This is a genomic window from Ferrimicrobium sp. (genome assembly GCF_027364955.1).
Lineage (GTDB): Bacteria > Actinomycetota > Acidimicrobiia > Acidimicrobiales > Acidimicrobiaceae > Ferrimicrobium.
This window is the reverse complement of the sequence record NZ_DAHXOI010000005.1, coordinates 177,262-189,243: the sequence shown is the minus strand read 5'-3', so window position 1 is coordinate 189,243 and position 11,982 is coordinate 177,262. Positions and strand designations below refer to the sequence as shown.

General features: G+C 58.0%; 12 protein-coding genes. 4 read left to right on the top strand and 8 right to left on the bottom strand.

Features of this window, described 5'->3' with window-relative positions; all coding sequences use genetic code 11:
* Positions 1-81: 81 nt before the first annotated feature.
* The 3 genes from M7Q83_RS05430 to M7Q83_RS05420 all read right to left on the bottom strand — a co-directional run bounded on the left by M7Q83_RS05430 (position 82) and on the right by M7Q83_RS05420 (position 2,111).
* Entirely contained in the window at positions 82-930 is an 849-nt protein-coding gene (locus tag M7Q83_RS05430) for a choice-of-anchor A family protein (protein WP_298336167.1), read from the bottom strand.
* 159 nt (positions 931-1,089) lie between these two features.
* On the bottom strand, positions 1,090-1,359 hold the full coding sequence (locus M7Q83_RS05425) for a DUF6295 family protein (protein WP_298336165.1): 270 nt from the start codon (positions 1,357-1,359) through the stop codon (positions 1,090-1,092).
* 5 nt (positions 1,360-1,364) lie between these two features.
* The gene (locus M7Q83_RS05420) at positions 1,365-2,111 is read right to left on the bottom strand and encodes a dienelactone hydrolase family protein (RefSeq protein WP_298336163.1); all 747 of its coding nucleotides are present in this window, start codon (positions 2,109-2,111) and stop codon (positions 1,365-1,367) included.
* Between the two features lie 275 nt (positions 2,112-2,386).
* Here M7Q83_RS05420 and uvrB point away from each other — a divergent pair, with 275 nt between their 5' ends.
* Positions 2,387-4,372 (top strand): excinuclease ABC subunit UvrB, encoded by a 1,986-nt coding sequence (gene uvrB / locus M7Q83_RS05415; protein WP_298336161.1) that lies wholly within the window; start codon positions 2,387-2,389, stop codon positions 4,370-4,372.
* A 121-nt stretch (positions 4,373-4,493) separates the two neighbouring features.
* Here uvrB and M7Q83_RS05410 read toward each other — a convergent pair whose 3' ends face one another.
* Complete coding sequence (locus tag M7Q83_RS05410; protein WP_298336159.1) at positions 4,494-5,681, bottom strand: PspA/IM30 family protein; 1,188 nt, start codon at positions 5,679-5,681, stop codon at positions 4,494-4,496.
* 26 nt (positions 5,682-5,707) lie between these two features.
* Here M7Q83_RS05410 and M7Q83_RS05405 point away from each other — a divergent pair, with 26 nt between their 5' ends.
* The 3 genes from M7Q83_RS05405 to M7Q83_RS05395 are packed head-to-tail and all read left to right on the top strand — an operon-like array spanning position 5,708 to position 7,828.
* Entirely contained in the window at positions 5,708-6,148 is a 441-nt protein-coding gene (locus M7Q83_RS05405) for a hypothetical protein (protein WP_298336157.1), read from the top strand.
* Complete coding sequence (gene rodA, locus M7Q83_RS05400; protein WP_298336155.1) at positions 6,145-7,290, top strand: rod shape-determining protein RodA; 1,146 nt, start codon at positions 6,145-6,147, stop codon at positions 7,288-7,290. Before M7Q83_RS05405 ends, rodA begins: the two co-directional genes overlap by 4 nt.
* A complete protein-coding gene (locus tag M7Q83_RS05395; RefSeq protein ID WP_298336153.1) occupies positions 7,271-7,828 on the top strand; it encodes a bifunctional nuclease domain-containing protein in 558 nt (185 codons plus the stop codon). The genes rodA and M7Q83_RS05395 overlap by 20 nt, the downstream gene beginning before the upstream one ends.
* Here the strand turns inward: M7Q83_RS05395 and nadC are convergent.
* The 4 genes from nadC to M7Q83_RS05375 are packed head-to-tail and all read right to left on the bottom strand — an operon-like array spanning position 7,791 to position 11,975.
* Positions 7,791-8,741 (bottom strand): carboxylating nicotinate-nucleotide diphosphorylase, encoded by a 951-nt coding sequence (nadC, locus tag M7Q83_RS05390; protein WP_298336151.1) that lies wholly within the window; start codon positions 8,739-8,741, stop codon positions 7,791-7,793. The two genes, M7Q83_RS05395 and nadC, sit on opposite strands and share 38 nt — an antisense overlap.
* Positions 8,735-10,264 (bottom strand): FAD-binding protein, encoded by a 1,530-nt coding sequence (locus M7Q83_RS05385; RefSeq protein WP_298336149.1) that lies wholly within the window; start codon positions 10,262-10,264, stop codon positions 8,735-8,737. The genes nadC and M7Q83_RS05385 overlap by 7 nt, the downstream gene beginning before the upstream one ends.
* Positions 10,255-11,244 (bottom strand): quinolinate synthase NadA, encoded by a 990-nt coding sequence (gene nadA / locus M7Q83_RS05380; RefSeq protein ID WP_298336148.1) that lies wholly within the window; start codon positions 11,242-11,244, stop codon positions 10,255-10,257. The genes M7Q83_RS05385 and nadA overlap by 10 nt, the downstream gene beginning before the upstream one ends.
* 35 nt (positions 11,245-11,279) lie before the next feature.
* Positions 11,280-11,975 (bottom strand): hypothetical protein, encoded by a 696-nt coding sequence (locus M7Q83_RS05375; protein ID WP_298336145.1) that lies wholly within the window; start codon positions 11,973-11,975, stop codon positions 11,280-11,282.
* Positions 11,976-11,982: the final 7 nt, after the last annotated feature.

The following is an 11,982-nucleotide window of genomic DNA, read 5'->3' as shown; positions in this document are numbered from 1 at the left end:
ATTGCAGGTGCCCCGGAGCAAGCCGCTTAGCGGTCTTGCGAGGCGATGGAATGGACTACCATGAAATCGCTAACTGTCGGCCTACGGTGCAGTGATGCGCATTGGACCCTGGCTGCCATACGCCGTTGAGGGAACTACCCCGAGTTCGGTGACAGGATACTGGGGCAAGAGACCATCAAATCCGTCTTGGGCGTCATGGACGGTCATGGGAGTCGGTGCACCCATGGTGAGGTTGTGGGTCAGGATGTCTCCGCGCATGACTATTGGTCCAATCGTCGTCGCCTCTGGTGCCAGAACACTTCCAAGAAAGGACGTTCTGGGGAGTCGGACAGCGCTCGCTTGGGCAAAATTCCAGAGGACTTTTGCTATTGGCGGGCCAGTGAGCACCGTCGCGTGCAGCTCATCGATGGTCTGTGTGGCACGTTGAGAGAGGTTGAGCAGCACGGTCGCGGTGCGAGGGGCGTCGATGAAGACCGTAAATGGTTTCGCGGGAAGGGTAGAGAGATCGACGATATCGAGGGCACCATTGGTGCCGGTGATCTGTACGCCATTGGGTACTGAGTGGATCGTGGTGTTGGGTGTGAGCTGCGCCCACCGGTTTGCATCCATGCGCAGGACTTGTTCCATGAGTCCAAATGCCAGAGGTGTGGCGCCGCAGGAATCGCTGGTGCAGACCGTTTTGGCCTTCAATAGGCGCGGCGTTGCTCGCTGAATGGTGTGCGAAACGGCGATCGTCCCTGTAACAGTGCCGTCAATGGAGGCCGTAGAGGCGACGAAGGTGCCCCAGGGGAAGGGCTGTCGGGTGCCAAAGCTCGGCGCGCTGGCTACTGCCAGTTGTGCAGAACGCGACGGTCGGGGCGTGGTCGGGGCGTGGCCCATAGCGAGGGCCGCCATGGTGATGAGTGGCACGGCGAGCAACGATCGAATCATCTAAACCATCCTTGGGTCCAAGCACCACCGGTGCTTCTGCTATGAAGACTCAAGGAAGTTTAGACGAAAACCAAGTTATTCGCGCATTGGTGTTAAGATAATCTATAAAACGGCCGATAATAGCTACGCTTAGGAACTACCTGCGCTCACAGTGACGAATCAACCCTCGTCGAGCAAACCCTCTGGTGCTTGTGCAATCATCGTGAGAATAGCCTCGGCGAGTTCTTTCGCTGAGCGTGGAGAGAGTTCGAGGGCGGCACTGCGTTTTGGATTATCTTGGTCGGCAAAAAGATCGATGTTGAGCGAGTGGGTTGCAGGGAAGGCAACGGGGTGGTCGAGATAGACCGAGACGGTCTTGACCCGTTCCCAAGCGGAGCCACTCTTTGCGTTGCCGACGAGGTCGAGCGTGGCCGTGGTGTAGGTACACATAGCTGTCATGCCCCTAGGTAGGTATCGAAGAAGCGGAAGATATGCCCCCACGCATCCTTGGCTGCCTCGGGTCGGTAGGAGGGTGCCGCGGTGTTAAAGAACGCATGACCTGCACCATCGTAACGATGGAATTCATGTGGCTTGTTGAGCTCGGTTAGCTCCGCATCTAGCGCGTTGACCTCCTCGGGGCCAGGATAGGAGTCATCATTGCCAAAGAGCCCGAGCACAGGACCAGTAAGCTTGCTTGCACGATCGATGACGGCACTGACCTTCATCGGTGATTCGCTTGGAGGTTGATTGACGACGAACGCACCGTAACAGTCCACCACGGCATCGAAGGGAAGTTCGCAGCCAGCCAGGAATGCTTGACGGCCCCCGGAACAGTAGCCGATGACGGCACTTTTGCCATTGGCTGCGGGTTGATGGAGAAGGTACTCTCGTGCACCTCCTACATCGCCAAGGAGACGTGCATCAGGCACCCCACCCTGCGCGCGTGCGATGGCAGCGGCATCATCGGGCGCAGCTGTCGGTGCCTCGCGAAAGTAGAGATTTGGCATCAGTGCCCCATAACCGTGACGGGCAAAACGAAGTGCGATCTCCTTGGTCGCCTCATCGTAGCCAGGCATATGGTGGATGACCACCACAGAACCTCTCGCGGTCCGTCCTAATGGACGAGCGTAGAATCCTTCAATCCATTCAGCATTGGCACCCTGAAAGGCGATCTCTTCTCCAAGTACGGCATGATCTGTCATGGAACCTCCAAGTCGGGTCGCATGCTCATTGGGATGAGCGGTGTAAGTCGGTAGTTGCGATGCGCAACTACCGACCACCTTAACCGCTGGTGGTGCACAAATCGTCAGATTGCGCAGGATCCCCCAGTGGTACCGGGCCTTGGAGGGGCTGTGACGGTCATGAACAGTATCTGGACCGTACGGTGACCTGGTCGGGAGGCTGCAGGGATCGAGTAGCGATGGTCGGACACATGGCTGTGTGAACGTTTGAGCCATGACGCGCCTAGGCTGGGTGCGTGCCAGAATTTCAGGTGGTCTCAAACTATGAACCGGCTGGGGATCAACCGAAGGCTATTGCAGAGCTTGCGAAGGGAATCAAGCGTGGCGAGCGGTTCCAGACCCTCCTAGGTATTACCGGTTCGGGTAAGAGTGCGACCATCGCATGGACCATTGAAGCAGTACAGCGTCCAACGTTGATCATCGCGCCTAACAAGTCGCTGGCGGCACAGCTCGCCAACGAATTTCGTGGCTTCTTCCCGCATAATCGGGTGGAGTACTTCGTCTCGTACTACGACTACTACCAACCGGAGGCGTATCTCCCAACGACCGATACCTACATCGAGAAAGATTCGTCGATTAACGATGAGATCGATCGCCTGCGCCACGCCGCCACGTCGGCTCTGCTGACAAGAAGGGACGTCGTCGTCGTCGCATCGGTCTCATGTATCTACGGCCTGGGGTCGCCGGAGGAGTACCAGGGCCAGATTCTTCCGCTCCAGTGTGGCAAGAGTATCTCCCTGCAAACGATTGCGCGATCGCTGGTGGCGATGCAGTATGAGCGTAATGATGTGGAGGTTTCGCGAGGCAAGTTTCGATTGCGTGGGGATACCGTCGAGGTTCATCCAGCGTACGAGGAGTTCGCCATGAGAATCGAGTTCTTTGGCGACGAGATTGAGAGGATCTCAAAGGTAGATCTTCTGACAGGCGAACTGGTCAAAGATCTGGACGAGTTCGTCATTTTTCCCGCTACTCATTACCTCGCGAGCCCAGAACGCCTAAAAGTCGCCATGAATGGCATTGAGGATGAACTCCGTGACCAGCTTGGATACTTTGACCACCAGGGCAAACTCCTTGAGGCACAGCGTCTCAAGATGCGAACTGAGTTCGATCTGGAGATGCTCGGTGAGGTCGGATTCTGTTCGGGAATCGAGAACTATTCTCGTCATCTCGACGGTCGCAAAGCTGGGCAGCCTCCCTACACGCTGTTAGATTATTTCCCCCAGGACTATCTGCTTATCATCGATGAGAGTCATGTTACCGTGCCCCAGCTCCGTGGCCAATACGCCGGTGACCGTTCCCGCAAGGAGACCCTTGTGGAACACGGCTTCCGCCTACCATCGGCGATGGACAATCGTCCACTACGTTTTGACGAGTTCTATGAGCGTATCAACCAGGCCATCTTCCTTTCTGCGACGCCTGCGCCTTACGAGATCTCCCAGTCGTCTTCGGTGGTCGAGCAGATTGTACGACCAACAGGACTGCTCGATCCCGTTGTAGAGGTGCGCCCTACCAAAGGGCAGATTGACGATCTCCTCAGAGAGATCCATCGTAGGGTTGAGGTCAACGAGCGCGTCTTGGTGACGACGCTGACAAAGAAGATGGCCGAGGACCTGACGGATTATTTCGAGGGACTTGGGGTACGCGTACGTTACCTGCACTCGAATGTTGAGACGCTGGATCGCATTGAACTGATCCGTGATCTTCGCCTTGGGGAGTTTGATGTGCTTGTTGGCATCAACCTGTTGCGGGAGGGTCTCGATCTCCCGGAGGTCTCGCTGGTGGCCATTCTCGACGCTGACAAGGAAGGGTTTCTGCGCTCCGAGACCTCGCTGGTACAGACGATCGGGCGTGCGGCGCGTAATAGTCATGGCACCGTCTTGCTCTACGGGGACAAGGTGACGCGATCAATGGAGTATGCAATCTCCGAGACCGCGCGACGGCGTGCAGTCCAGGAGCACTATAACGAGATTCGTGGGATTACTCCAACAACAGTAACAGCGCGCCTCGGAGACCTTATGGGTGACGAACACTCCCCTTCACGGGTCCCCAAACTGCGACGGTCAAAGGTGGGCGAACGCTACGCTCACCTGGCCCCTGAACAGCTCCAGGAGGTCATCAGTGCGTTGAGCGTCGAGATGGAGGCCTGCGCCACTGAGCTCCGTTTTGAGGAGGCGGCAAAACTGCGCGATGACATCAAAGAACTCAGCCGACTGCTCTCATAGAGAACAGAACTCATAGAGAACAGGGCGGAACAGGCCGGTGCACACTTAAGGTACGTCCCGACCAGCAGATCACCGCACCAATCTGGCGCGGTTCGACGAGTCGCGGACTACAAGACTGAGGTCAGCTCTCCGTTGCCTCGGCAGTGGTACCCGCCCCATTAGTGGCAGCGCCGGTAGTAGTCGGCGCCGTTGCGTCTGGCGCCGTTGCGTCTTGTATTGTAGCTGGTGCATCAAAGAAGAGTTTCTTCGCTTCGTCGAGAGTCATATCTGGACTTGGCAGGACGATGTCGGCCTTGGTGGTGTCCGTCTCCTCCAAGGCTGTGCCGTTGGTTGAGACGAGAAGCCCAAGCTGCTTGACCAGTTGTGCAAAAGATTCAGCGTCGTTCTTGTCAACCGCCATCTCCAACGCTGCGTCGAGCCCATCGAGGGCTGGTCGAATGGAGTTCGGAATGCGGAAACGGTTCTGGCCGAGTACCCGAACCACAAAGGAGTCACCGGCCACCGGTGCTGGGCTAGCTGCTGCGTCGGTGGTAGTTGTGTCCGCTGCATGGAGCTCCTTGGTGTCGCTCGTGTTCGTCGGTGCCCCAAGACTCGCTGGCTGAGCTGGGCCGTTGAGCTCTGCTTTCATTGCGGCAAGTTGCAGATCTACGTCATTTGCAGAGGACTTCTGAGCGAGAGCTGCTTCGATATCATCGCCATGTCCGCCAAGTGACGGGGAGTCGAGCACGCCGGAGTTCGCTAGCTCGCCGACGGCTGCAGCCCGCGACTGCATCTGCGAGATCTTATCTTGGGCGCGATCCATCATCATGTTGACGTCTGTCATCTGATCTGAGAGTCCGGTGAGGTTCTCAAGCGCCGAAGAGGATGCCTTGGCAGCGGTGTATTGGGCCTTCATGGTGTCACGCTGCGCGCGAAAGGCCTCGATCTTGGAGTTCAGTGTTCGACCGGTCTCCTCGAGCGCACTCTCTTGCTGGGCGAGTTGGTTGATCTGTGGGGTGAGAGAGTCGATCTGGGGCTGGATGGCGGTGGCTCGTTGGAGAGCCATCTTCGCGACATCCTCCTGCCCTTGCTGAAGAGCCTGCCGTGCCTGACCCTGCAGTTTGTCGTATTGGGCCTGCAGCTGTGCTCGTTGCGCCTCGAGGCGTTTTTGCGAGGTGAGAACATCGGCGATCGACCTGCGAACCTGCTGGAGATTCTCCTGCATCTTCTCGTAGCTGAGGTCGATGGCCTGCGTTGGGTCCTCAACCTTGTCAAGGAGTGCATTTGACTTCTGTTGGAAGACCTGAGAGACGCGCTTGAACATGCTCATGAAAGGATCTCCTTAACCCTAAAGTGATGATGGCTAGAGCTATTACTCTATTACCTATCATGGTAGCAGAGAATGGTCAAGAATCAGGTGACGCCTTTGGCGATGCGGCTGACGGTCTGGTGGATTCCTCAGACTTGTTCAAGCTGGCTGCGGAGGCACAGGCGTTAGAGACGGTGGGTCTTGAGCGGGTATTGGAGCTGTTCAAGGACCGGCTGCATACTGAGACGAAGCGTAAGCAACGTACCGACTACTTCGATGTTGGTGCTGAACGATTTATCATAGAACGTGACAAGGACGGCAAGGTCCAATCGAGTCGGGTCGATCATGTGGTTGGCGGCGTGCGAATCCGCACTGAGACACTCAAACTATCTGACTGGATCGCCACCGCGCTAGTACGGTTTCAAGCTGAGGCAGGGCAGAGCGTGATGGCCCGGTCTGCCCTTGAAAGGCTGCTGGGTCTGTCATGACCCAGATGGCTGTCCGTCGCAAGACGAGTCTCTGGCGCGAACTGAGCCGGATCGATCTGTTGTTGGCGATCGTGGCGTTAGGGATCGGAGCCTTTGGCGTCATCATGATCTACTCCGCTACCAAGGAACAACTCGTTCATGCGGGCATCTCGGGCCATTACTACTTCGAACGTCAGGCGATTTACTTCCTCCTCGGTGCGGTGGTGATGGTGGTCCTCGCGTTGGTCGATTACCAACGGATCGCGCATCTGGCTTACATCATCTACGGCGCTAGCCTTCTCGGGCTGCTTGCTGTGCTATCGCCGATCGGTACCTCACAACTCGGATCGCAGCGATGGTTCCAACTCGGTCCGATTCAGATACAGCCCTCTGAGTTCGCGCCGATCGGAGTCATATTCGGAGTTGCCGCCTACGTCGCGAATCGAGATGATCCCATCGATCTCCGCGCGGTGATCACCATCCTCCTGATGGGAGGCATCCCAATGGTGTTGGTGATCAAGCAACCTGATCTTGGCACCGGGATCGTCATCGGCATCATTACGGCGCTGATGCTGGTGATGGCGGGTGTCCCAGCACGCTATCTGCTCGCACTCGTGGTGGTGGGTGTCGTTGGAGTGGTTGCAGTCCTTCATGTGGGTTTCCTCAAGAGCTATCAGCTGCACCGCTTGTTATCCTTTCTCAACCCGAAGGCAGATGCATCGACCTTCGGATATAACCTCGCCCAATCCAAGATTGCCATTGGCTCCGGACATATCTTTGGAGTTGGCTTGTTTAATGGGTCACAGACCACTCTGGCCTTTGTGCCCGAACAGCAGACCGATTTTATCTTTACCGCAATTGGAGAACAACTTGGTTTCGTTGGATGCGCCGCTCTCTTGGCAGGGTACGCGATACTGATATGGCGAATGTGGAGCGCAATGCGCTGGGCAAAGGACATCACGGGGACGTTGATCGTGGCCGGTGGCTTGGCCTGGATCGGCTATTCGGTTTTCCAAAACGTGGGCATGACCATAGGGATTATGCCCATTACAGGCATCCCCTTGCCGTTGATCAGCTACGGCGGTTCGGCGATGCTCGCCTTTCTCGCGATGGTGGGTTTGGCACTCAATGTAGGGGCCCAGCGTGCCCGTACTAAATCCTGATAGCTTCAACCTTGCCGGCTTCGTGCCCTGCAGGATGGTGCGGGTGGGAGTTGACCTGCCGGAGCCTTTTGCGCGTATCACACTGCTCCCGGACGATACCTCGCTCGTGGAGTTTGAGATCCCCATCTCGATCGAACAGGCTCGTCAGCTCTCCCTCATTGTCGCCAAGGAACGAGCACCGAGACCGATGACGACCGAACTCATGCAGGACATCCTGGCCTCATATGGGATGGGCGTCAGTTACGTAGCGCTTGAATCCGTCATCGATGGCAATGTACATGCGATCTTGGCACTCTCAAGCCAGGATGGGCGTACGCGCCTGTTCAGTGCTCGACCATCTGATGCGATCATGTTGGCACTCCTACAACCGGTGCCAGCACCCATCCTTGTGTCACCCGCGCTTGTTGCCGAGAGGTCCGAGGTAGAGGGCGCAGACGGCGCTGCACCGGTAGAGGAGCGAAACGCTCTAGAGCCTACGCCGTCGTCTGATTCCCCTGCGCCTACGCATCCAGATAATCCAGACCAAGATCAAGAATAGGTGTGGAGTGGGTGAGCGCTCCGACCGCAATATAATCCACCCCGGTTTCGGCGATCGCTCGTAGGCGATCGATCCCCACGCCGCCGGAGACCTCGAGTCGACAACGACCTCGACTGATCTGTACCGCCTCAGCGATCATTCCAAGTTCCATGTTGTCGAGAAGAATCAGATCGACCCCAAGATCGAGGGCCTGGTGTAGTTGCGTGAGGTTATCGACCTCGACTTCGAGTGGTCGATTCGGATGAGATAGCCGGGCGCGGGTCACGAGCTCCTCCATGGGCGCGAAGGCGAGATGGTTATCTTTGATAAGAATGGCGTCCCAGAGGCCGAGGCGATGGTTGCTGCCACCCCCGCAACGAACCGCATACTTCTCCAGACTACGTAATCCCGGGGTCGTTTTGCGGGTATCACGTATCACCGCCTTCGTCCCTGCGATGGTGTCGACGTAGCTCCGCGTGGTGGTCGCTACGCCCGAAAGATGGCAGAGTAGATTCAGCATCGTCCGTTCTGCTGCCAAGACCGTCTGCAGATCACCACGTAGCCAGGCGAGTGTCGCACCGGGTTCCACCATCGTCCCATCAGCAACGACGGCATCGTAGGTCGGGGCTGGGGTACCCAGGCGTTCTGCCACCCGGCCTAGTACCACCGAGGCCACCGTTTGTCCGACGAAAACACCATGAGCGCGGGCGCGTAGAGCCAGAGCTACTACCTGGTGCGCTACGAGTGAGCCGGTGAGATCTCCTGCGGTTGCATGCGGGAGTGGTTGCCATGTCGGTGCGACACCATCGGCCCCACGGAGAGGGTGGATCCCCTCGGTGGCGGTGACCGGTGCAACGAGATCCTCATCCAGGGCCAGGTCGATGATGGCCAGATCGATGATGGGGGGGTCGATGATGGGAGAGGGCTTCACCATACCCGAGCCTCTCGACGAGGAGCGGACCCCATGGCGAAGGTGAGGCGATAATGGGGATCCTCGACCTGTTCATCGGCACGTGTGTGTGCACCGATGGTGCCGTGGCGCTCTCTGGCGGCGATGAGCATCATCGAGACAAGCTGCGATGCCTGAATGAGTTCATGGGCACTGAAGGGATCCATCTCACAGGTGGTCACGTCGGTGAGCGCTTCGAGGGCACGTTCGATCGCCACCGCGTTGCGTTCGATGCCGAGAGCGTCGTCGACGATACGAGCGAGAGTAATGCGTGATGGCGCCGTGGTTGGTAGGTTGGTGGAGCGTGGGAAGTGGGTTGGAGATACTGGGTTCGGAGTATCGACAAGGTGGCGAGCCGCGCGTCGACCAAAGACCACTCCCTCGAGTAGGGAGTTCGATGCGAGGCGATTTGCGCCATGGACCCCACTACTAGCGCATTCGCCGATCGCGTATAACCCAGGAATATTGGACTCACCCCATGAGTCAGTCACCACCCCACCAATGGTGTAGTGTGCTGCTGGCCGTATCGGTACTGGGCCTGCGGCCATCGGATCGTGGCCCTGTTGTCGAGCCTCACGCACAAAAGTTGGGAAGCGCTTCTCTAGTGCTTCCCTTCCGATTGGCCGAGCATCCAGGTAGGCCTGACCGCCATGGCGATACATGGCACGAGCCACTTTGTCTCTGGTGGCGAGCTCTCCGGCGGGATCGCTCGCAAAGAGAAAGCGCTTGCCCTCCTCATCGACAATCCAGGCTCCTGCTCCGCGGAGCGCCTCTGTCGCTAGCGAAAGTGGAGATTCCGACAACGCGATGGCGGTCGGATGGAACTGCGTGAATTCGAGATCTGTGGCGATCGCCCCCACTCGATAAGCACTCACAATTCCGATGCCAAGGTTGGCGTTGGGAGAGGTGTGATCACCCCAAAGTCCGGTAGCGCCGCCAGAGGCTAACACGATGCGAGGTGAACGCAGGAGCGTCAAGGCGTTCTGGTGGCCGATCATGATGCCAATCACGCCGTTATCGTCATTGATGAGTTCGACCATCGTGCCATCGATCAGCGTCACGTTGCGAGTGGCCCGTAGGCGTGTCCCGAGGGCGCTCATGATGGCGGCACCGGTTGCATCACCATCGGCGTGCCAGATTCTCGGTCGTCCGTGCCCAGCTTCGCGCTCAGGCTGCGTCTCAAAGGCGACACCTTGATGCTGAAGAAACTCGATGGCGTTTGGTGCCTCGTTAACGAGAAGGGCGACGCGCTCGGGGTCATTTAATGCACCTCCCGCCGCGATGGTATCGTAAAGATGTTCGGCGGGGTCGTCATCGGCGCCTCGAGCTGCAGCCATGCCCCCTTTCGCCCAGTGGCTGGAGGTCATGGTAAAGCTTCGGCTGACGATGGCGATGCTCAATGTCGATGGTAACGATAGCGCAACGGTGAGGCCAGCGATACCGGCACCGACCACGACCGCATCGAAGGAGAGGTCGTGACTCGGCGTCATCTGCATCATTAACCCCATGCGCGTAACCCCGGATCGACCATCCGTTCAACAGCTAATCGTGCCTGGGCCGCGATCTCTTGGTCGACGTGAACCTCGCCGATGCGATCTCGCAGCGTCTCGACCAGGCGCTCGGGGGTGACGCGGTTCATGTAGGGGCAACGTGCCCGAGGATTGACCGCCTCGAAGCGCACCGCGGGGTTGGCATTGATGAGGTCGGACATGATGCCGATCTCCGTAGCGACGAGGACATGGGTGGCCGTGGAGCGTTTGGCCTCCTCGATCATCTGGTTGGTGGAGAGGATGCGTACCCGCTGGGAGGTGGGCCCGCCGCTGGCGTCGGCGAGTTGATAGAGTGCGGGAGTGGTACAGCCACACTCTGGATGGATCATCAGGGTGGCGAGAGGATTCTGCGCCATCTTGTCGGCCAAATGTTGGGGGGTGATGTCTGCGTGGACATGGCATTCTCCCATCCAGATATGCATTCCCGGGTGGCCAGTCACCCGTTGTACGTAGGCGCCGAGAAACTGATCCGGTAAGAAGAGTACCTCGCGATCCGGAGGAATTGAGCCAACAATCTCAACGGCGTTAGCGGAGGTGCAGCAGACGTCGGCAAGGGCCTTGACGGCAGCCGAAGTATTGACGTAGGCCACGACGATGGCCCCTGGGTAGCGACGCTTCCACTCGATCAGTTCTGCGGAGGTGATGGAGTCAGCAAGGGAACATTCGGCATCCTCGGCCGGCAAGAAGACACCCTTGTCGGGTGAGAGGATTTTGGCGGTCTCCGCCATGAAGCGCACCCCAGCGAAGATGATGGTGGTGGCATCAGTATCACGCGCTCTCTGTGAAAGGTAGAGGGAGTCGCCAGTGAAGTCCGCGAGCTCCTTGATCCAAGTTGGTTGATAGTTGTGGGCGAGAATGATGGCATTTTGCTCTTCAAGCAGCTCGGAAAGTTGCTCCCGATACGCCGTCATATCCTCCGGTGGTGCAATTATACTCATGATGAGCATTAGTCTAACGACCGTCGCGCGGGTAGCTACCCCTGGTGCTTACGAACGCGATAGAGAAGAGCCGGTCTTCCAAGCGTCTGATTGACGGCGATGTCGATCGGTTCGAGGTAGCCGGAGTCGAGTAATTTGCGGCGAAAATTCTGGGTATGAAGGCGTACTCCGAGCAGCATCTCGGTGCGATGCTGCAGGTAGGAGAGTGTGAAGGCTTCCGGTTCGATCTCCTCGATCACGGGTCGCCGATCCAGGGAGTGGCGAATCGCCGCCAGGGCCGTGGCGATGAGGCCGAGATCGTATCGGGAGACCTCGCTGCTGGCGACTCCGCCACCCTGGTTGATCCTGTCGGAGGCTTCGTCCAGTCTGGTCTCGGCGTGACGATGGTCCTCCTCGGGGAGGAGATGATAGAGGGGCGTCCAAACCAGGTCGTCACCGTTGATGAATTGACTGGTGGTGAAGCCGTAATAGCAGATGTCGATCGCTGGTGGGTGTTGGCTGAGATCTTGGTCCGCACCACACTGGGTGAGGGGCGAGATGGTCAGGCCTAGCGTGCGCCCTAGGAAGCGGTCGGCGTAGTGCGTGAGCGTGACATCGAGCTCCCCAACACCAATGCGTAGCAGCGAGAGGCTTGTGGAGGATCGGCTGAGCAGTACGTGAGGTTGTTGGCGGGAGAGCAAAAAGGGTACCACTGCGATCGAGATCGACGGATGAACATGACACGGGTTCATGACACAA

Excerpts from the sequence above, each read along its gene's own strand:
- M7Q83_RS05410 (WP_298336159.1), bottom strand. The coding sequence starts at position 5,681 with ATGAGCATGTTCAAGCGCGTCTCTCAGGTCTTCCAACAGAAGTCAAAT.
- M7Q83_RS05405 (WP_298336157.1), top strand. The coding sequence starts at position 5,708 with ATGATGGCTAGAGCTATTACTCTATTACCTATCATGGTAGCAGAGAAT.
- M7Q83_RS05430 (WP_298336167.1), bottom strand. The coding sequence starts at position 930 with ATGATTCGATCGTTGCTCGCCGTGCCACTCATCACCATGGCGGCCCTC.
- M7Q83_RS05425 (WP_298336165.1), bottom strand. The coding sequence starts at position 1,359 with ATGTGTACCTACACCACGGCCACGCTCGACCTCGTCGGCAACGCAAAG.
- rodA (WP_298336155.1), top strand. The coding sequence starts at position 6,145 with ATGACCCAGATGGCTGTCCGTCGCAAGACGAGTCTCTGGCGCGAACTG.
- nadA (WP_298336148.1), bottom strand. The coding sequence starts at position 11,244 with ATGAGTATAATTGCACCACCGGAGGATATGACGGCGTATCGGGAGCAA.
- nadC (WP_298336151.1), bottom strand. The coding sequence starts at position 8,741 with ATGGTGAAGCCCTCTCCCATCATCGACCCCCCCATCATCGATCTGGCC.
- M7Q83_RS05385 (WP_298336149.1), bottom strand. The coding sequence starts at position 10,264 with ATGGGGTTAATGATGCAGATGACGCCGAGTCACGACCTCTCCTTCGAT.
- M7Q83_RS05375 (WP_298336145.1), bottom strand. The coding sequence starts at position 11,975 with ATGAACCCGTGTCATGTTCATCCGTCGATCTCGATCGCAGTGGTACCC.
- M7Q83_RS05420 (WP_298336163.1), bottom strand. The coding sequence starts at position 2,111 with ATGACAGATCATGCCGTACTTGGAGAAGAGATCGCCTTTCAGGGTGCC.